This window comes from Exiguobacterium sp. Helios (genome assembly GCF_014524545.1).
Classification (GTDB): domain Bacteria; phylum Bacillota; class Bacilli; order Exiguobacteriales; family Exiguobacteriaceae; genus Exiguobacterium_A.
The window spans coordinates 1,757,063-1,776,449 of the sequence record NZ_CP053557.1 but is presented as its reverse complement, the minus strand read 5'-3'; the positions used below and the strand labels follow the sequence as shown (position 1 = coordinate 1,776,449).

26 protein-coding genes are annotated in these 19,387 nt (G+C 48.6%); 11 read left to right on the top strand and 15 right to left on the bottom strand.

Going from position 1 to position 19,387, the window contains the following annotated elements; all coding sequences use genetic code 11:
• Positions 1-3: 3 nt before the first annotated feature.
• The 7 genes from HNY42_RS09275 to HNY42_RS09245 all read right to left on the bottom strand — a co-directional run bounded on the left by HNY42_RS09275 (position 4) and on the right by HNY42_RS09245 (position 6,461).
• Positions 4-2,472, bottom strand: coding sequence for an FtsX-like permease family protein (locus tag HNY42_RS09275; RefSeq protein WP_188004326.1), 2,469 nt, complete (start codon positions 2,470-2,472; stop codon positions 4-6).
• Positions 2,469-3,212, bottom strand: a complete 744-nt coding sequence (locus tag HNY42_RS09270; RefSeq protein WP_188004325.1) for an ABC transporter ATP-binding protein — start codon at positions 3,210-3,212, stop codon at positions 2,469-2,471. Before HNY42_RS09270 ends, HNY42_RS09275 begins: the two co-directional genes overlap by 4 nt.
• A gap of 126 nt (positions 3,213-3,338) precedes the next feature.
• The gene (fetB, locus tag HNY42_RS09265) at positions 3,339-4,112 is read right to left on the bottom strand and encodes an ABC transporter permease (protein ID WP_188004324.1); all 774 of its coding nucleotides are present in this window, start codon (positions 4,110-4,112) and stop codon (positions 3,339-3,341) included.
• Between the two features lie 2 nt (positions 4,113-4,114).
• Entirely contained in the window at positions 4,115-4,813 is a 699-nt protein-coding gene (locus tag HNY42_RS09260) for an ABC transporter ATP-binding protein (protein ID WP_188004323.1), read from the bottom strand.
• Between the two features lie 108 nt (positions 4,814-4,921).
• Entirely contained in the window at positions 4,922-5,296 is a 375-nt protein-coding gene (locus tag HNY42_RS09255) for a YciI family protein (RefSeq protein WP_188004322.1), read from the bottom strand.
• Positions 5,297-5,544: 248 nt separating this feature from the next.
• Positions 5,545-6,009, bottom strand: coding sequence for a GNAT family N-acetyltransferase (locus HNY42_RS09250; protein ID WP_188004321.1), 465 nt, complete (start codon positions 6,007-6,009; stop codon positions 5,545-5,547).
• 14 nt (positions 6,010-6,023) lie between these two features.
• Positions 6,024-6,461 (bottom strand): NUDIX domain-containing protein, encoded by a 438-nt coding sequence (locus tag HNY42_RS09245; protein ID WP_188004320.1) that lies wholly within the window; start codon positions 6,459-6,461, stop codon positions 6,024-6,026.
• Between the two features lie 162 nt (positions 6,462-6,623).
• Here HNY42_RS09245 and HNY42_RS09240 point away from each other — a divergent pair, with 162 nt between their 5' ends.
• The 4 genes from HNY42_RS09240 (at position 6,624) to HNY42_RS09225 (ending at position 9,156) form a co-directional block, all read left to right on the top strand.
• Positions 6,624-7,139, top strand: a complete 516-nt coding sequence (locus HNY42_RS09240) for a GNAT family N-acetyltransferase (RefSeq protein ID WP_188004319.1) — start codon at positions 6,624-6,626, stop codon at positions 7,137-7,139.
• Between the two features lie 237 nt (positions 7,140-7,376).
• Entirely contained in the window at positions 7,377-7,583 is a 207-nt protein-coding gene (locus tag HNY42_RS09235; RefSeq protein ID WP_119922902.1) for a helix-turn-helix transcriptional regulator, read from the top strand.
• Entirely contained in the window at positions 7,580-8,275 is a 696-nt protein-coding gene (locus HNY42_RS09230) for a DUF3169 family protein (RefSeq protein ID WP_188004318.1), read from the top strand. The genes HNY42_RS09235 and HNY42_RS09230 overlap by 4 nt, the downstream gene beginning before the upstream one ends.
• A gap of 449 nt (positions 8,276-8,724) precedes the next feature.
• Positions 8,725-9,156, top strand: coding sequence for a hypothetical protein (locus HNY42_RS09225; protein ID WP_188004317.1), 432 nt, complete (start codon positions 8,725-8,727; stop codon positions 9,154-9,156).
• Positions 9,157-9,190: 34 nt separating this feature from the next.
• Here HNY42_RS09225 and HNY42_RS09220 read toward each other — a convergent pair whose 3' ends face one another.
• Complete coding sequence (locus tag HNY42_RS09220) at positions 9,191-9,703, bottom strand: GNAT family N-acetyltransferase (RefSeq protein ID WP_188004316.1); 513 nt, start codon at positions 9,701-9,703, stop codon at positions 9,191-9,193.
• A 114-nt stretch (positions 9,704-9,817) separates the two neighbouring features.
• Here HNY42_RS09220 and HNY42_RS09215 point away from each other — a divergent pair, with 114 nt between their 5' ends.
• Both HNY42_RS09215 and HNY42_RS09210 read left to right on the top strand, forming a co-directional pair.
• Entirely contained in the window at positions 9,818-11,044 is a 1,227-nt protein-coding gene (locus HNY42_RS09215; RefSeq protein ID WP_188004315.1) for an MFS transporter, read from the top strand.
• Complete coding sequence (locus HNY42_RS09210; RefSeq protein WP_188004314.1) at positions 11,041-11,529, top strand: hypothetical protein; 489 nt, start codon at positions 11,041-11,043, stop codon at positions 11,527-11,529. The genes HNY42_RS09215 and HNY42_RS09210 overlap by 4 nt, the downstream gene beginning before the upstream one ends.
• A 43-nt stretch (positions 11,530-11,572) precedes the next feature.
• Here HNY42_RS09210 and HNY42_RS09205 read toward each other — a convergent pair whose 3' ends face one another.
• A complete protein-coding gene (locus HNY42_RS09205) occupies positions 11,573-12,220 on the bottom strand; it encodes a hypothetical protein (protein ID WP_188004313.1) in 648 nt (215 codons plus the stop codon).
• Positions 12,221-12,369: 149 nt separating this feature from the next.
• On the opposite strand from HNY42_RS09205, the gene HNY42_RS09200 reads away from it, so the two are divergent.
• Positions 12,370-12,663 carry a hypothetical protein gene (locus HNY42_RS09200; RefSeq protein WP_188004312.1) on the top strand — a complete coding sequence of 98 codons (294 nt, stop codon included), beginning with the start codon at positions 12,370-12,372 and terminating at the stop codon, positions 12,661-12,663.
• Between the two features lie 21 nt (positions 12,664-12,684).
• On the top strand, positions 12,685-13,662 hold the full coding sequence (locus HNY42_RS09195; protein WP_188004311.1) for an NAD-dependent epimerase/dehydratase family protein: 978 nt from the start codon (positions 12,685-12,687) through the stop codon (positions 13,660-13,662).
• Here HNY42_RS09195 and HNY42_RS09190 read toward each other — a convergent pair.
• Both HNY42_RS09190 and HNY42_RS09185 read right to left on the bottom strand, forming a co-directional pair.
• Positions 13,580-13,927, bottom strand: a complete 348-nt coding sequence (locus HNY42_RS09190; RefSeq protein WP_188004310.1) for a hypothetical protein — start codon at positions 13,925-13,927, stop codon at positions 13,580-13,582. The two genes, HNY42_RS09195 and HNY42_RS09190, sit on opposite strands and share 83 nt — an antisense overlap.
• Positions 13,908-14,318: a MarR family winged helix-turn-helix transcriptional regulator gene (locus tag HNY42_RS09185; protein ID WP_131504139.1), complete on the bottom strand. Its 411-nt coding sequence runs from the start codon at positions 14,316-14,318 to the stop codon at positions 13,908-13,910. Before HNY42_RS09185 ends, HNY42_RS09190 begins: the two co-directional genes overlap by 20 nt.
• Before the next feature lie 85 nt (positions 14,319-14,403).
• Here HNY42_RS09185 and HNY42_RS09180 point away from each other — a divergent pair, with 85 nt between their 5' ends.
• Both HNY42_RS09180 and HNY42_RS09175 read left to right on the top strand, forming a co-directional pair.
• Entirely contained in the window at positions 14,404-14,772 is a 369-nt protein-coding gene (locus HNY42_RS09180; RefSeq protein ID WP_131504138.1) for a hypothetical protein, read from the top strand.
• Between the two features lie 132 nt (positions 14,773-14,904).
• The gene (locus HNY42_RS09175) at positions 14,905-15,552 is read left to right on the top strand and encodes a homing endonuclease associated repeat-containing protein (RefSeq protein WP_131504137.1); all 648 of its coding nucleotides are present in this window, start codon (positions 14,905-14,907) and stop codon (positions 15,550-15,552) included.
• Between the two features lie 42 nt (positions 15,553-15,594).
• On the opposite strand, the gene HNY42_RS09170 is transcribed toward HNY42_RS09175, so the two are convergent.
• The 4 genes from HNY42_RS09170 to HNY42_RS09155 all read right to left on the bottom strand — a co-directional run bounded on the left by HNY42_RS09170 (position 15,595) and on the right by HNY42_RS09155 (position 18,371).
• Positions 15,595-16,032: a DUF4362 domain-containing protein gene (locus tag HNY42_RS09170; protein WP_188004309.1), complete on the bottom strand. Its 438-nt coding sequence runs from the start codon at positions 16,030-16,032 to the stop codon at positions 15,595-15,597.
• Positions 16,033-16,045: 13 nt separating this feature from the next.
• A complete protein-coding gene (locus HNY42_RS09165; RefSeq protein WP_188004308.1) occupies positions 16,046-17,338 on the bottom strand; it encodes a globin-coupled sensor protein in 1,293 nt (430 codons plus the stop codon).
• Between the two features lie 172 nt (positions 17,339-17,510).
• Positions 17,511-18,026 (bottom strand): SRPBCC family protein, encoded by a 516-nt coding sequence (locus HNY42_RS09160; RefSeq protein ID WP_370528922.1) that lies wholly within the window; start codon positions 18,024-18,026, stop codon positions 17,511-17,513.
• Between the two features lie 6 nt (positions 18,027-18,032).
• Positions 18,033-18,371: an ArsR/SmtB family transcription factor gene (locus tag HNY42_RS09155; RefSeq protein WP_188004306.1), complete on the bottom strand. Its 339-nt coding sequence runs from the start codon at positions 18,369-18,371 to the stop codon at positions 18,033-18,035.
• A 144-nt stretch (positions 18,372-18,515) separates the two neighbouring features.
• On the opposite strand from HNY42_RS09155, the gene HNY42_RS09150 reads away from it, so the two are divergent.
• A complete protein-coding gene (locus HNY42_RS09150; RefSeq protein WP_188004305.1) occupies positions 18,516-19,382 on the top strand; it encodes a LysR family transcriptional regulator in 867 nt (288 codons plus the stop codon).
• Positions 19,383-19,387: the final 5 nt, after the last annotated feature.

Here is a 19,387-nt window from a genome sequence, read left to right as displayed (position 1 = left end):
TCGTCACTGATTCAATTCTTCGACCAGATTTTCCTGTTTCTGTCTTGTCGTGAACCAGATCAGTCCGAACACTAACACGACAAGTCCGGTAACCGTCATGCTGATACTCGTCAAGTCCAGTGCGATGTTTCCGCGATCGACGCGTGAGATCAGGAAGGTGGTTCCAATCCCGGTGACGAGTCCGAATCCAATGCCGCTACCGATGAAAATCAGCATTTGAATCAAAATCAAACGCCGGAGGGACGACCGGGTCAAGACCAACGTCCGGAGTAACGCATACTCGCGTCGTTTCGTCGCCAAATAATTCAATAACGAATTGGCGAGACCAAACCAGACGGATACACTCATTACAGCCAGCGCAACGATGAAGACAATCCATCTTTCTTGCAGTTGCTGATTCGCTAGGTTGACGGACGTCTCATACCGGTTCAACTGGAGCGTCGGATAACGAGTCGTCAGTTCCTGCAACATGCCCTGTATCTGCTCCGTGTCGGTTGCATCGATATACAGTGCACCAATCCGATCTTCAGAAGTACGGATCGACGACCGCCAGTCAAACCAGGCGTCCGTTGGTAAGTCCGGGTCAATCTGTCCGACTTCAAATTGACCAATCGAGACGGTTCCCGTTTCTCCATCTATAAAACGCCCCACCTCAAGACGGTCACCAACTTCCAACGCATTCGCTTGCGCAAATGCTTTAGAGACGATGAATTGATCGTTTTTTAAAGAGCGAACGGGTTTCCCAATTGCATCAAGTTTTTCAAGGTCTGTCAATGCATAATCTAAGGTGATCGTGTGATCAGACTTGAGAATTTCAAGTCCACTCGCCGGTGAAACGAACGTACTTTTTACTTTCGGCAGTTCTTTTTCAATCGTCTGTGTCAGTTCTAGCGGATCAGCTTTTGTCCCTTCAATCAAGCGGCTTTTCAGAACAAGTTCTGTCGGATACTGTTCTTTCAGATAGGTCAGCTCATGTTGTTTGATCGTCTCGAGGAACGTCGAACCTAGCACAACGACGACGAGTAAAATCTGCACAATCAGCATCAGTAACGCATTTTTACGCAGTTGCGGTAATACACTCCGAACCGCCACAAACGTCGTCGGCCCGGCTACTTTTTGAAGCAACGGCTCAATCCGAACCAATAGCTGTTGAAGCAATAAGGGCGTTGCGCTGTACATCAGCACGAGAAAACTGATGGTCGATCCGAGATAACCGCCGGCCCGGTGATTCTCGGTTTGTGCGAGAATCGTCGCATATAACAATGCACCGACAGTAAGAGCCGCGAACGTCTTGGCCATCCGTTCCCGAAGCCGCGACACTTTAGGTCCGGCATGGTTTTGACGCATGACGTGAATCGGCAGAATCCGTCGGTTGCGGTATGCGGAACCACTCAGCAACAACAGAATCAACAGACTGCTGCCGACCGTGACGAGACCGGCCAGCTGCCAGTTAAAGGCAATCACCGTCCCCTTGAGTGCAAACAATTCCCGCCACTGCTCCTGCAGCGTTCTGTAAAATAACCCGCTTAATAAAAAAGCCATCAATGCTCCGGCACAGACAATCAGACTCGACTGGATCATGAAGATTTGGAACAATTGCCGCGTCGTCGCTCCAAGCGTTCGCATGATGGCGAATTGATAGCGGTGTTTGCGGAGAAAGACATCAAAATTCGTCATCAGGATAAAGGCGGAGACGATTAAAATCAATCCGGCAATGATGGCGACATAGACCTGCATCGCCGAAACACCGTTAACGTCAGAAGCGGCCGTTTCTGCGAGATCCACGCGTAATCCCGGGACTTTTTGAGTTAAACGGTCGGCATAGTCTACGACGTCCGCATCCGGTTTTAATTGAACCAATACATACGTCGCACGCTTCTTCTGACTGACACCGGCATTCAGCTGTGTCAAATCGTCATAGTTCATTACAAGCGTATCCGGTGCCGCCCCGCTTGCCGCAGCATCCGGCAAAATCTCAATCACCTCGTACTTAGAACCTGAAACGGTCAGTTCCTGTCCGACTTTTACCTCAAATGCATCGGCTAATCCCGCATTCAGAATGAGATCACCGCGGTCGATGGATCGTTTGATGTGATAGCGGCTTTTCGCAAGTGAATCGTTTTTTATCCCGATCGTATACACATCGGCTGTCGTTTGACCAGTCACGGTCAGATTAGTAATCAACACCGGTGAGAGCTGCCTGGTCTGTTTGTCCTGCGTTAAGCGGTCGAGGAAGGATTGATCAATCACTTCCGTCCGTTTATCTTGATAGCCGACCGATAAATCCATCTTGCCATAGAGCCGCTCGATATCCGCTTGAACGGACGCCTGGCTTTGCGAGACGAATAATACCATCGACAGGACAAGCAAAATCGAAATCATGACGCTTCCGATCGACGTCAGCAGGATCATCGGGCTTTTCCGGTATAATTTCAGGGCCAACCGGAACAAATGCCGTTTTTCCTGCTTCATACCGACCTCACGTAACGCTCAAACGTCTCCATGATCGGGCCAAGTTCTCCAGTCGACGGTTGATCGGCCACGATACGTCCGTCGTGGAAGTAGAGGATCCGATCGGCGTAAGACGCAACTTGCGCATCATGCGTGACGAGCAGGATGCTGGTCTGTTGGTCTTTGTTCAAGGCTTTCAGCAATGTCATGATGTCTGTTGATGTCCGGAAATCGAGATTACCGGTCGGTTCATCTGCTAAAATGATTGGCGGCTCGGCAATCAAAGCCCTGGCAATTGCCACGCGTTGCTGTTGTCCGCCTGACAACTCGGTCGGCCGGTGTTTCGCCCACCGTGACAGACCAACGTGCTCCAGCAGATGATCTGTCCGTTTCCGGATAGTCGTTGCGTCCACTCCTTTGAGCATCAACGGCAAGGCGATATTTTCCGAAACCGTCAAATCGTCGAGCAGATGAAACGATTGAAAAATGAATCCGATATTTTGTTGGCGGTATAACGTCGCTGCCGGCTCGGTAAAGATATCGCGTTGCGGTTCGTCCCGCAGCCGCAGTGTCCCGCCGGTCGGCTGATCGAGTGCCCCGAGAATGTTCAGCAAGGTGCTTTTTCCGGATCCGCTCGTTCCCATGATGGCAATAAATTCCCCTTCCTGCATCGAAAACGAGACGTCGTCCAGTGCATGAATTGTTTCGGTTCCTCGTATGTATGTCTTCGTCAATCGTTCGATCTGTAATAAGCTGGTCATTCCAACACCTCTATTTTACAATTTAATTCCATTTACCATTATACACAAGACGACATCTTCAAACTAATATTTTCCAAAACCAAAAACAGCCCGCTGAGCGTCTCAGAGGCTGTTTGAGGATACAGATTAGTTCCGCTTGTTTTTTCGGTACGTCAGACCGATGAACTGGGATTTCTGATTAAACAGTTTCCGGTACGACATGTAACCGACGAGGACAGCCGACGTCGCTGCTGTCGTCAGCAACAGGAATAAAATCAGCAGCTGATACAGGACGGCTTCCATCGGATCGGCCCCGCCGATGATCAGTCCACTCATCATTCCTGGCAGCTGAACGAGTCCCATCGTCTTCTGCGCCTCAATCGTCGGAATCATACTCGTCCGGATGGCACTTTTGAGACTCGTATCAATCGCCGTTTTCGTATCACCGCCGAGGGATAAAATCAATTCGATCACTTCGTCGCTGCGTTCAACTTCATCCTTGAACTTGTTCAAGAACAACAGCGACAGAATCATACAGTTTCCGATGACCATCCCGCTGATTGGAATGACTTGCTGGGCTTCAAACGGAATGATGTTCAGTCCGAGCATCAGTCCCATCGTCAACACTTCGACCGAGACCAAGGTCGCGAGGACAATCCACTGAATGCCGGGAATCCCGTCACCTTTACGGATCACGTTAAGTGTCGCCGCGCCGATCATCAAGAGAATCATCAGCAGGATGTAGATCGGACTATCGCTCTCAAACACAAACGTCAGGATATAGCCGATGATCAGCAGTTGAATGATCGAGCGGACGGTCGCGATCAGGATGTCTTTTTCGAGACCGAGCTTCAGCGTAAAGGCCAGAATCAGCGGAATCGCAATGAAAATCAGCGACGTCGCCAGTTGGACGTAACTCATAACTATTCCCCCTTCAAGAACGCTTCGATGTCCGGGCGTGTTCCGTCCGGCTCAAGCAACGAGACGTCCCCCTGCTCGAGCAATTGACCGTCTTTTAAGAACCAGACTTCTTCACTGACCCGGCGTGCCTGATCGAGATCATGCGTGATCCAGATGACGGTCACCTGAAGCTCGCGTTGCAGGCGCTGAATCAGCTGTTCGATTTCCTTGACCATCCGAAAATCAAGACTGGCCGTGATTTCGTCGAGCAACAAGACATCCGGTTGATTGACGAGCGTCCGGGCAATCGCGAGCCGGCTCCGTTCACCGCCCGACAGTTCTTTGACCGGCTGCTTCAAGTCGACATGCAGATCGACTTGTTCCAGCAGTCGCTTCGCTTCGTCCGGTGCCAATGTCTCGTGAAAAATTGTTTTCGGCAAACTGAGATTATCCATGACGGACCCCGGCAGCATCGGCGCACTTTGGAACGCCATCCCGATCTGTTTCCGCAGTTCGACGAGGTTCATCTGTTCCAAGTCCTCGCCGCGGTAACGAATCCGACCGCTGTCCGGGGAAATCAATCCGTTGATTTGTTTTAAGCACGTCGATTTGCCGGCACCGCTTGGTCCGACGAGCGTCGTGATTTTGCCTTCCGTGAATCCTCCCGTGATGCCACGGAGTATATGTTTGTACTGCACGTCTTCAAAGGTAATGATCGACACGTCTGCTTCACCTGACTTTCTGGTTTCTTTTGATCCGCTATGAAACAGGTATACCCGAAAAACACAAAAACATACAACGCATCGATACGTTGTATGGTGATGAACGTCTTATTCTGCTTCTTTTGGATCAATCAGCGGTCGCACTTCCATCCGCCAGCCGTACTTCTGTGCTTCCGGTAACTGGGTCGTTGGATGAAGTAATGCCAAGTCGACCGCCTGTTCCAAATCAACCGCTTCAAAGACGACCAAACTGCCGATCTGCTCCGTTTTATCCGGGTCCGGTCCGTCTTGATGCTGAATCTGTCCGTCGAGGAGCCGGGCCCGTTTCGTCTCCGCTCCCGGATGCCACTCATACAAGACGTTCGTTTTTGTAAAAAAATCTTCCAACGGTACATTACAGCGTTCCATGACGGCATCGAGCTCTTGCTGCGAGGACTGATTCATCTTTTCTGCATCGTAATAACCGATGAATAAAAATAACATCTGATCCCTCCTAGTTCCAAGGCTTTCTTGAGACGTCGTTCATTATTTAAGTACCCTGTTTTTAATGGATATAATACAAAACACCTTGTCTCCGTCGAGGAAACAAGGTGTCGCTTATTTATTGGCAATTTTGCGTAACAAATACAGCGCGTAGATAGCTGCCGGGACGGCCATGAACTGAACAAACAAATGCAACAGTCCAAAGATAAAATTCAAGTCTGTATAATCCATTCGTACTTCCCTCTTTCTTAATGCAATGATTTTACGACGACTTGGCGCATCTTTTCAAAGCCAAGCCGTTCGTAGAAGACATCGACCCCGTCGTTGCTCATCCAGTAGTCGAGGTCGATTTTATGTATGTCCTGTTCGAGTGCCCGGCGCTCGACTTCAAGTAACAACTGACGGCCGAAACCCTGCTGCTGTTTATCATCGACGATACAGAGATGATGGACGCGGGCTTTCGAATTGGCAAAATGAAAGGCACTTTCCGGACGCCGGAGATATTCGATCCAGACGTAGCCGATTGCTTCGCCGTCGAGTTCGGCAATCAAAAACTGATGACTGCCGGTTCCGACGATTTTCGCAAAAAACGCCCGGACCATCGCAAAGTCATACGGTTTAAAGAAGTCCGGCTGCTGCGCGACATGCGGCTCATGGACGTAGCGGTTCAGCCGGGCCAGTATATCGAGATCCGTTGTTTCGACAATCTGCATGCGTGTCCCTCCACTCAATGGGTGATTTGTCCGTTGAAGACATACGGGACCGTCTGTTGCGTCGTCAGAATCTGTTCGTATTCTTTTGACAGATTCATGAACTGAACGGCCTCAGCAATCGTGACCCACGAAATCTCCTCGATTTCATCGGGGAAAATCGTGCCAAGTTCGCCCCCGCGAATTTCGGACTGGAAAAAGAAGAACAGACAATGTTCATCGACTTGCGGAAAAAAGGCTTCGCTGACGTGCAACAGTTCCCCGACTGCGACGTCATAACCAGTCTCTTCTTTCGCTTCCCGGACTGCTGCTTCCGGCAACGTCTCTCCCGCTTCGACCGTCCCCCCCGGCAACGTGTAATACGAATACGACGGTCCAATGTTTTTGACCATCAGGACCTGATCCCGTGCCTCGTTTAACAAGACGTTATAGACGATATTTTTTTGGCGCGTCATGCTCATCCCCCCAAGTCAATAGATGGTATTTTTTAACTTATCTACTATACCATAGTCTTTTTCAGGCAGGGACAGTCTTCTCTAAAAAAGGAAAAATAATTCCATGCGAATGACCTTATGGTAAAATAATTCCATCCCGGACAAATAGGAAGGATGGATACGATGATTCACTTGGAACCGGCAATCGATAACGATGCCGACGCTTTATGGAAGTTGCAAGTCGCAGCCTTCAGTCCCTTGCTTGAGAAGTATCAAGATTATGATACCAATCCGGCCAATGAAACGATTGACCGGGTCTATACGCGAATTCATCATCCAGCGAGCTGTTTCTTAAAGATCATCGCGGACGGACAGCTCGTCGGCGCAATCTGTATTCGTTGGAAAGAAGACGTTCACTTCCGGATCAGTCCGCTATTTCTGGCCCCGGATGCACAAGGCAAAGGATTTGCCAAAAAAGCCATGCTGCTTGCGGAAGTCCGTTATCCGCAGGCTGAGACATGGGAACTGTCCAGTCTGCTCGAAGAGACGAAGACGTGCCAGTTGTACGAAAAGATGGGCTACGTCGAAACTGGCGCCCGTAAACCGCTGAACGCCAAAGCGACGATGATCCATTATCAAAAACAATATTATGACCTAGGAGTAAAAGAATATGTAGCATTTCCCTCAATACCTACATAATCGATCATCCGGATACATGTATCTACATTCTATCTTTGAAGAATCGGATTTTTTCCATCTGTTTCTTTAAAGATTATTTTATAGGAACGAAATATGTTTCTCTCCCTGCCACTATAGTTTATTCCTCGTATAAATTTAATACGCACCTTAGTTTTGATGACAATTAACTTAATCATTTTGACTATTATCATTGTCATTTAGACTACCATCATTTACACTTCAAGTGAGGTGAAGAACATGAAGTCAAAAGTAAAGGAATTGCGGGCACGCCACGGATGGAATCAGACCGAACTGGCAAAACGCGCCAATATTTCACGCCAGACGGTCAGTTTGATTGAGCGGGAGGAGTTCATGCCGTCGCTTCTGATTGCCACTAAAATTGCCCGCGTCTTTGAGACAACAATCGAGGATATATTTCAATTCGACGAGGAGGAGTTACTGTGAACAAAAATCTGCAATCAACGTTACGGATGCTTGTCGGCGGTGCCATTGGATTTTTCTTGATGTATTGGATTTTAAGCAGTCCGCTTGAAGGAGTCGCCTTTTCAGAGTACAGCGTGTGGGTGAATGGATGCTTGCTGATTGTCCTGACAGGATTGCTTCTGTTTTCGTTTATTCGTTACCGGCAAATCCATCGGCTTTTGAATCAGCCGTTGACAGGAGACGCTGAAGACTTGGCCGATCAACAGATGTATCGCTGGTTCAGCGATGGCACGCTGAGCTTAAACGTAATCCTTCCACTCAGCCTTGTTCTCGTCAGTCTGAATTTAGTGCTCGATCAGCAGCTTCCGCTTGTGATAATCGGCTTTCTTTTCATGATTGTCGGACTTCTCGGTTCTCTTCGTTTTCAAACGTTGGTCCAACAGATGTACCCGGAACGGAATCTTCCTGACATCAGCGAGAGCGATTATGCAAAGAAGCTCCTCGCAGCATCAGATGACGGGGAAAAACATGTCATGCTCGAAGGTCTGTATAAAACACATTCGCTTGTTAATATGATGCTGATTGTCGGAATCATATTATTGCTCTTCTACTCGCTGTCGACGTCGAGCTCTCAGTTATTCAGTATTTTTGTCATCACGTTCATCTTGATTGTCAGTAACGCAAAATACTATCTGACGATTCGTAATCGTTAAGAACAGGAGAAATCAGCATGCTTCGAAGCATTATTGCCGGTATATTCACCTCCGTTTTGATTTCCGGCGTTTTAACCTGCTGGTACTACACACCCGTGTCGGAACGAGCCCGTGACACGATATATATTTCATCAAGCGGCGTCTTCATTCTTCATTCTTTATTTGATTTATGTCCTGCCAATTATTTTAATTTCCGGTTTTTTGACGGATGTATTAATCAGAAACAGATTAATACATCTTTCCACCCGGGTACGATTTTTCATGCTGGCTGTTTTGTATGGACTGTCCGGCGTCTTGATTGGAATGCTTTTGATTCTGACACTTTCAAAAGATGATTTCGATGTTCAGGTTTCCCTTGCGATTGCCGGAGGTTCCGCCCTGCTCTACTATCTCGTAAATCAGCTGATTGAACGAGCCTTCCGGCGTGTTCATAAAAAGGAGACTCCTGTATGTTGAACAAATTTTTCGCGGCCGCTCTGACCGCAATCGCCACTTCCGGTCTATTGACGTTGGTTTTATCCGTTTATGCATTTTTCGAAGATTTAGGAGATGACGTCTATTTCTCATCTTTCGATCTTTTCGTCATTTACACGATCTATTCGTTTCCGGTCATCTTCTTTTCAGGAATCCTCGTCGACTGGCTGAACAAACGATTCATTTCAATCTTTCCTACGCGCCGGAAGGCTGTCCCTTTGCTATATGGTGTATCCGGCATTCTAATCGGCTTGGTCCTTCTTTTACTGCTTCATGATGGAGCTATTCGCTCAAGTGAGCTGTCTGGCCTGTTATCTCTTCTTATGCTTTTTTGTGCATCCGCGATTCTGTATTTTTGGATTTCGCAAAGGATTCTAAAAAAACGGACAACACTCCTAAAAAAATGACTCGTGGTTAAAACTACCGGAGTCATTTTTGACGTCAGTCGAGCATCGTCCGTTTGAACTGAATGAGCATCATCCGTTGACCGTTCAGTTCGACTTCTACTGCTTTGCTTTCTTGTTGGAATCCGTTACCTGTCAGGATTTTTCGAGAAGCGATGTTTCCGTCCGTCGTTTTTGCTTGAATTTCCTTAATATCAAGTTTCCGACATTGTCCAATCAACAGCCGGACGGCCTCTTTGGCAATCCCCTTTCCCGTATGATTCTGTCCGATCCGGTACCCAAGTTCTGCCCGTTTAGTAGTTACATCCCGATTGACGAGATTGATGCGACCCATAATTTCTCCGCCTTCATCTTTAATCAGGTAAAAGAACGAAGTGCCATCTCGCTGTTCCTGTAAGAGTGACGCATGCCGTTGCTTAAAAATCTCAGGCAGGTAATAGTCTTCGCCTCGCGACGGAATCGACTGTTCGAAATACAGACGGTTCTCGAGTTCAAATACATATAACTCTTCTGCGTCCAGTGCCGTACAGGCCTTCAACTGAATTTTCATATCACCCCTCCTAACCCCCTAATTATTACTTTCAAATTCCATATTTCATCATTATAATCATATAAGATACAGTTTATCACCGATTCATCACTACAGGTCAAGTTAGGAAACAGCATGTTTATCAAACGAAATCATCATAATTTAGCTACCCATAATGTCCGTGTCTTTTATTTCATTACTTTGTTCGGCACGATCAATCTTCTGGATCCGGTCATCACCTTGTTTTATTTTCATCGCGGCTTATCGGCATCTGACATTCTGATCATCCTCTTCATGTATTGTGCCGCCACATTAGTATCGGAAATCCCGACCGGTGCCTTTGCCGACCGCTTCGGACCAAAAGCGTCGTTTTTAACCGGCAGCTTGATCAGTATTTTCTCAACCAGTCTCTTGCTGATTGCGGATGACCTTTGGTGGTTTTCCATTCAGGGACTGCTGTGGGGATTATCAACATCCTTCTTTTCCGGTTCAGACGATGCCTTGATTTATGAATCATTAAAGGAAAGTGGACAGGAAAAGACGATGAGTCAGGTCATGGCAAAGATCTCGTCCGTTATGTTTTTCGTCACGATTTTTACCAGCCTGATCGGCGCCTATCTCGTCCGCGATTTGGCGGAAAGCCAGTTCCAATTTCTGATCCTCATTGGAATTCTCTTCAAAATCATCGAATTCTTGTTGATTTTCAGTCTGATCAATCCTAAATCGTTTGATCAGTTCCGGGACAACCCGTATACCCATGTCAAAAATGGTTGGCAGATCATCCGCCGATCACCGGATCTGATTAAAGTTTTTCTCAACTTCACGATTGTGTTGATTCCATCTGTCGTCATTTTCGGAAAGTTTGAGCAACCGTATGTGACGGGAGCCGGACTTCCAGTTGCATGGCTCGGTGTTTTGTACGCAAGCGCCGCTCTACTCAGCATGCTGATCACTCGTCATCTCGCGTGGCTTCTCCTCCGGTTTAAACGAACGACGCTGATGCAACTGTCCGGAATCGTGACACTGCTTGCCGTTACGCTGACAAGTTTCCTGTTTGACAGTTTATGGATTGCCTTAGTGCTCTTTTTTGTCCTTCGAATGATCCGGTCGATCCGCCAGCCGCTCTATTCCGGCATAATCAACGAACACATCCCGTCCGGCAGCCGGGCGACGACACTCTCACTGCTCAATCTCGTCGATTCCGCGTTCGACTTAATCATTCTCGGAACAATGTCATTTGTCGCGACCCTCGGATTACCGGCCATCTTTATCGGATGTGCTCTGATTATCGGAGTAGGTCTGTTGTTTCCGGTACGGGAAGCGAAACATGTACAAGAGCAAGAAGGGAGACACATCGTATGATTTACCGGAAAATAATCGCGGCTTCCATCTCCGGCCCTATCTTCGCCATTTTGTTCGGTCTGTTTGTTCCGGGTCCGACTAGCTTACCTGACAACTCAATTTGGCAGTATCTTTCAAGTGTTTTAATCAGCATTCCAGCCTACCTGATGTACAGTTTTCCGTTCATCCTGATTTACGGCGGGATTACTTCACTGCTCAGTGAGATCATCAGCCGACGGATCACTAAACATCAAAAAGCTGAATTCATTGTGTCGGGTGTGCTGCACCTGGCATTCGGAGCCGGGTTTTTCCTGCTCCTGAATCCTTACGCCGGTATCCTCAGCTTAGCTGCAGCATTCCTGTTTTTCGTGACGGATCGTTACTTACAAAACAAACGGGCTTCGTACCGGCTGACGCAAGCCTTGATGAGTCTAGAAATTCCGATTGGTGTCTGGATTTTGTTCATGGGAATCGTTTACCTTCAAAGCATGGTAACTGGAAACTGAACAAGAGCGGACCACCTGTCGTGTCAGGCGGTCCGCTCTTTTGTTAAAAGTACGTATTAAATCCGATTTCATCTTCCCGCAGAACACCTTTTTCATTGATGTATTCCGTGGTCAGATTTCCGTGCCGGAGTAATTTCTCTTTCTTTATAGCCGTTGCCAGCCGTGTCAGATTTTTTTCTTCCGTCGGTAACCGGTCCCGTTGCAGTGTAATCGTAATGAATGGCGGAATTTTAGCTTTCTGATACTCACTTGACGATGTCGGCTCCAACTTCAACTGCTGAACATCGTCCGGATAATAGACGGCCCTGTAAGCTGTCCCTGAACCGAAGATATTTTCGACAAGCGGACGGATCTGTTCCGTCAGTTTTTGCGACCACTGTTCAGACAAATAGGTATCCGTAACCTGCTTTGTCTGCTGATCGATGTAGACAAAAAATTCCGTATCAGTTTTTGGATCCTGTAATTGTACGGCATAATCAAAATCAGAGTATTTTCCCGCAGCGTCGTAAAAGACGCCTTCCAGCTCTGCCTGTTTGAAGTGTTTTGTGATATACGATTTTGTCTCGCGTACGACACGATCCGCTTCCGGTTGGTCCGGTTCCATCGACTGGACATACAGGAAAATCACCAGACCGGACATCACGATTATGACGCCGAAAAGGATTAGTACTTTTTTAGCAAAAGTATTCATGAAGCCCCTCCTTTTTTCTTAATATTACCATCCTTTTTATCAAATTGACTAAATCCATCCATATTTCACTTTCGCATTTCGTTTCCTATCCCTACAATGAACATAACCAATTAATCTCTGAATCCTACCAATGAAAGTGTGGTGGAAACATGCGTCGAACCATTTGGCTGATGCTGTTGAGTCTATTTATCGTAGCCATTTTATCCGGTTGTTCCGATCAGGCATACGTTATCGAAGAGATGAACGGCAATCAGCTTTCGCTCGGTCCGGATGAGCAAAATCCGGAGGAACAGTATGCCTTGACCGAAGTCACGCTGGACGGCGAGACGAAAATTGATGGGCGGACGAATCAATTATCCGTTCTCCAAAAGGGTGATGTTATCCGCTTTGAATACCGAAACGACAAAAAACCGCTCCTCGCAACGATTGAGCGGGTCAAATAATCCAGAGAGAAGGTTGAACAGATGGAACTGTCCGGAAAACGGATTCTCGTCACCGGTGTTACCGGGACGCTTGGACTACGCATCGCAAAACGATTATTGTCAGAGGCGCTTGAAGTCCGGGGATTGATACGACAGGCGGAGCGGTTCAATGAATTCGAATCACTCGGGATCACGCCGGTTTTTGGTGATTTGACCAATCAAATGTCACTTGAAAAAGCGATGGATCAGATCGACTGGGTCGTCCATTGCGCCGCCTATCTCGGTGATGATGAAAATCTCGCCCACCAGTCGAATGTTGAAGGTGTCATTCATTTAGCAACGGCCGCGTTAGATGCAGGAGCACGTGTCCTCCACATCTCGACGACATCCGTCTATGGCGAACCGGCAAATGGTCACATGACGGAGTCGTCTCCACTTGCGGTTGATCATCCGGCCCCTTATATCCGTACCAAAATCCGGTCGGAACAGATTCTCCTCGATTATGCCGCCCGCGGCTTGGACGTCCGGATTCTGCGCCCCGGGGCCATTTGCGCTGAACACGATTCGCACTGGGGGGACCGGCAAGTCAGACGGATGCAGGAAGCGGATCGCGTGACCTGGGTCCACCCGGCTGATCTTGTCAACTGGGTCCATGCCGATAACATTGCCGAGATGGTCGTCCTCGTCCTTACACGTGGAAAAGCTGGTGACGTGTTCCATGCCGTCGATGCCAATATTCCGGAAACGGACTTTCGGATGCACCTGATTGAAGCCTCCAGCAAACCGTATCAGGTTCCGGCCCGTGCGGCTGAACGCCCGACGTATGCAACGGACAAAATCAGGTCGCTCGGCTACGAGCCGGTTCGATCGTTTGACGAAACGATGGATGCATTGCTGGCCTTGTTTTCTCTACCGGCCGCGCGAATGACATCCGGGGCTATTGTCGACTCCAGAACAACATCAGCTGTTGCTGCAGCATCCAAACAACCCACCAACATGCTCCGGCGCAGAGGACGCTGACAATCAGCGATCCGCCCCGGCTCAATAACAGGTACAACACAAGCAACAGAAGAAACGTCGCCGGCAAGCCGTACAGGACACTTTTGACAAACGCCGTCACTTCCATTTTTGATTGACTCTGTCGGACGAGCAAGATGAGGCTGATCAGACTGACGAGCGGCAGGGCCGCAATCACCCCGCCGTACGTCGGGGAACGTCGGGCCAATTCCGTGACAAAACCGATAATGACGGTACTGGTCAGAATCTTAATCAGAAAAGCAGTCATCGGTCGCCTCGCGAAACAGCTGAAATGCCGTTTGAATCATGTGTTGTTCTGCAGGAGATAATTGTTTTAAAACATGCTCGACACGCTTTGCGTCGAGTTCGGTATGCGTTTTGACGGCCGTCCGTCCTTCACGCGTCAAACTGACTTGAACGACACGCTGGTCGACAGATGACCGTTGTTTGACGACATACCCAAGCCCTTCTAGTTTCTTTACATGCTCCGACGCGGTATTCGGAGACAAATTAAACCGGGCTGCAATCTCCTTCACTGTCATGGCGCCTGTCATTTGAATCGTTTGCAAGATCCGGACACTTTGATGCGACAAATTTTCCGTCCATTTCGGATGCAGATGATAGTACAACCGGGCAAAGTCTTCATGAATCGCTGACATCTCGTTCACTCCCTTTTATATCGACATATCCGATTATATCGTAAATTACGACATAAATAAACAGCCAGGAAAGCGAGGACAGAACATGAAAAAACGAATCACACTGTTCGTCATGAGCAGTCTATTCTTTACAGCAGGATGTACGACTGACATAACGACTTCGACGACGGATTCGATTGCGACGGAAGCCCGTCAAGATCCGGCAGCTGATTTAATCCGGGCAGACGACCGGGTGTATCGGCTCGACGGAAAAGATGCGACAATCAAAAAAAAGAACGTGATTTCCTTTTCGACTGTCACGAAACAACTTACCGCCAAACAACCGTTGACGGACCAATCGGCGACAGACTGGCAATCCGGAACGAAGTTATACCGGAGTGAAGACGCGACCGGTGTGCTGTTTGTTTTCAAAGGAACGACCGCTTACCGGTATACGGCCATTCCGGAAGGCTGATGGGTGCGAAATCCTTCTCTGTTCGAGACGACCGTCCCATTGAACCTTACGATTTTGTTAGTTAAATCTCTTTGAGGTAGATGGTACACTAATCCCATTACGTTCCAACGATCCACTAAGGGAGACTTCTTGATGAAAGAAACCACGCACACATCCACTTCCACCTTGACGACGAATGAAAAAATCATTCGCTTGATCCAAGGTCTTCACCAGTTACATACAACACCGATGAAAGCAGCACATTACCAAAAATTAGCACATTACCTGCCCTATCCCTCTTTACAGGAAATTGAACAACGGTTTGGCTCTTGGACCAAACTATTGGAACAAGCGGGCATCGTCAAACCGTTCGAGTTGTCCACCGAGGACCATTTGATGCTGAATCGGGCAAAACCCGGTACGTCCAGCCAAAAACGCTGGAGTGTGGATGAAAGCATCGCTTTTTATATCAAGACGCGTGGCTCGCGCGTGACCATCCGCTCTTACTCGGAGTTACGGGAAACACATACGCAGATGGTGAGCGCAAACACCATCATCCGGCATTATGGGACATGGAAACAGGCACTGGCACATTTCCGGTTGTCGTCAAACGGTTTTTATTCCGACGCAGATTGCCTGAACGCGTTGCGCCAGGCATACGAAGAGCTCGGTCCTGACTTAACGAGCCAAGAGTATGTCCGGTTTGCGCGTAAGCACCAGGTTCCTTCCTTGACCTTATTAATCGAACGGTTCACGAGTTGGCGGGAAGCCTTACGGATTCTTGAAGAGACACTCGACTAAAAAACGGTTGATCCTCGCATGATTCGGAGGATCAACCGTTTTTCATTTTTTAAGTTCACCTGGATTTGATTTGAAAATCTCATGATCCTGTCCTTCTTTGCAGCCGGTCAGGGTAAAGGTGTTCCCTCCATCAGTTGTTTGTTGCTCAAGGTTTTGACAGATTTCCTTGTTCCGGTCGTCTGTCTGGGAACCATATTCATCACGCGACGAATCGAGGGAATAGGTAAAGCGTTTCCCGTCATACGTGATATCTTCAAGGATTGCATCCCCTTCCGTCGTATACCCCGTAATCCGGATTGTATCCTGTTTCTGTTGCCCGACTCGCGTTAAAAACGTCTCAAATCGGTCAAGATTATGCCGTTCCGGCGTCGTGACGATGTCACCGTTTTTGACGGCTTCCTCTGACGGGTAATCGTTACTTGAACAACCGGCAAGCATCAGAATTCCAACTCCAAACAACAGATGGATTCGTTTTCTCATCCCTATTCCCCTTTCAGAGTGTCGTCGCGACGGTCTGTAAATCGTCAGCCGTCTCCGCAATCGATTCCGCGATATGGCGCATCCCTTCAATCGTTCCGGCGACCTGTTCCGTATCCTGCGACAATGTAATGATTTGTTTCGAGACATCGACCGTTTGGCGGGAAATCGTCGTAAAGGCGGTGACGACACGGGTCAGTTCTTCCGTCGTTTGCACGACTGACTGCTCGGTCCCGCTCATCCGCTCCGAGACTTGTCCCATTTTCGAAGTGATTTCCTGGGCGATGCTTGATGCTTCTGACGCGGACCGTTTACTTTCTTCCGCCAGTTTCCGGATTTCCTGGGCGACGACGGTAAAGCCGCGTCCCATCTCGCCGGCCCGTGCGGCCTCGATCGAGGCGTTGAGACTCAACAGGTTCGTCTGATCGGAAATCGCCGTCACCATCCCGGCAATCCGTTCGATTTCGCGTGACAAAAAGGCGAGCTGTGTCATCTGTTCCGTCGTCAGCGTCATCTCTTCTACAACTTGTTCAAACCGTTTCGTTTCCGCCTCGACCAATTCGACACCGTCTGCCGCTTCTTTGGCGGCCTGGGTCAATTGTGTGGCAATCGCCCCGGTCGCCACGGACACCTGTTGGGCATGCCGCTCCATTTCCTGAAAACTGGCGGACGATTGTTGGCTCATCGCGGCCAGTTCCTCTGTCGACTTTTGAACGGTCTGTCCGACACGCTGTTTCGCATCCGTGACCGTCTGCCGCTCAGCTTCGACCATTTCCTCATACATCGTCAGGACGATCTGTTGTTCAAGATTAAACAGTTTCCCGGCAGAACGGACGATCCGGACCTGTTCCGACTCGGGTAACGTACTTTCCTCAATTTTTCGGCTGAAGACGTTTAATACTTTTTGGAAAGCGGCAATGTACCACTTATTTTGCAGGCCGATCCGGACATGCCGGTCGGCGATCCGTTTCCGGACGCTGATGTAGTCCGGTGTGACCTGGCCGTCAAACATCTGGAGGATATGCTTGGCAAGCGTTCCCTTTAACCGTTCGAGTGTCGAATGCCGTTCAATCAGTTGTTTCAGCTCCGGCACCCGGAGCAGTTCCGCATAAAATGCATCAACCATCTGCGGCATCCACTCTGCGACATCGTGACGGATCAAACGGACGATTTGTAAATCCTCGACCGTCAAATCAATCAGCTGAAGTTGTTGCGCAAATGCCGCCCCCGCTTCCAGGCGAACATGTTCGCGTTCTTGTTGCATCCGTTCTGAAAACGTCATCTCTTGTTGTTTCGACCACCATTTCACACTATCGATCCCCTTTTTCAATCATCTCATCTTGTATAACGGCTTCATCCTTCCAAAGATGAAGTATTTCCCTTTGAATTCCCAAAATGAAAGACCTTTTTTCCAAAAGAGTGACAGTTCTGAATGACTGTTCGAAAAAAACAACCCGTCCGTGACGGATTGTCAGAAACTTTTAGGATATGGTTCGTTGAAGAAGCCATTGGTCGAGACGATGCAATTGTGACGTGAACCCTTCTTTCATCCCCATCTCAAGGACCTGTTTTACGGCTTCCTCGGTCTTAAAGTCCGACCGGAACACTACCCGGGTCCGGTCACCGACGGCTTCGAACGTCGTCACGTTTTCACTACCGGGAAGTTCTTCCGAGATCGTACCGGACGCATCCGAAAAATAATCGGCATGGGCGTAACGATGCGGAGCATCGATCTGGCGGAAGATGGCTTTTCCCCAGGATTCCATCCCGAAAAACTCGCCCTGATTTGGATCCTCACAGCGCATACAGTAATGCCAAATACCGCCTTCGACGAAATCAAAGGTCGTGATTTCGGTTTGCCAGCCTTCCGGTCCCCACCAGGCTTCGAGCTGCTCTTTTTCCGTGAATGCGGCAAATACCATTTCGCGCGGAGCATCAAACGTCCATTCCATTTGTAAAACGGAACCTTCGACTTTCGTTTTTAGTTTTTCTTGCATCATCGTTCACTCCTTTGGGTTGACTGTGTCCTGCATCTGCTCCAAATAGCCTTCAAGTCGTGTCATCCGGCTGACCATCTGTTGTTCAAACGATTGGCTCCACACAGTGAGGACTTGAAACGGTTCTGTCCGCAAGTGATAAATCCGGCGATTGGCGGCCGGTTCGATACGGACGAGATCCGCTTCGAGCAAAATCTTTAGATGTTTCGATGTCTGCGGTTGGTTGAGAGCTAACTGTGCGGCAATCTCACCGACCGGCAACGGACCTGTCTTTAACAGTTCGACGATGTTCAGGCGATTGGCATCGGATAAAGCAAATAATGTTCGTGCAAGCCTCTCTGACATGATTTTCACCTCTTCTTATTTTATATATACCCTTAAAGGAATATTCCAAACAAAGAATATATAAAATTGAGCGAAACAGTTGTCAGATGAAACGAACGTACAGTATCGTCAAAGCACAAGAAGCGAGAGCGAGTGTGAAGTCTGATGAAAACCGAATGGCTCGAAGCCTTTCACGTCACGGCGGAAACATCCAGCCTGACGAAAGCGAGTGAACTTTTGCATATGACGCAACCGGCGCTCAGCAAACAAATCAAAAATCTCGAACAGGCAGTCGGCGCTCCCCTGTTCACACGGACGACGAGCGGCGTCTCGTTGACGCCGGCAGGAGAAATCGTGTTTAAAGAAGGACAGCGGATCATCGAACAGCTCGACGATATGCAACGGCAAATTGATCAATTGCAGGGTCAGACGTCGTTTACCCTCGGTTCCTGGCCGAGTGTCGCCATGTCTTATTTGCCGCAACACTTCGCCAACCATCCAACAATGGATGGACCGGAACTGAAGATCAAGACGGCACACACATATATCGAACTGATGGCCGGTCTTGAGCAGCATCAGTACGATGCCGTATTGCTCGACGATCGTCAGATTGATCACCCTTATCCGTCGACGCATCTGTATACGGAACCGTTTTTACTCTACTTCCATGAAGCCGACGAACGGTTCGAAGGCTGTGTCGATGTCCGCTTTGATCAGATTGATGCTTCATCGTTTCTATCGTTGCCGATTGACTGTGACTCGACGAATATTCTGAAAGCCGCGTTTGCGGAACGTGGAGCGACCTATACTGTCGCCTCGGAAATGGAATTTGGTTCAAGCGTCCTTGGCTTCATCCGGGCAAAACTCGGGATCGCGATTTTACCGGCGATTTTCCAGGATGGTCTTCCTCCGGAAATCCGGACCCTGCCGATCACCGGCTTTGACGTCACACGCGAATTATCTCTCGTAACACGGGACGCGATACACCATCCAACGTTACTCCGCCTGATCGGTCATCCGCGCAACCGTTGATCCAG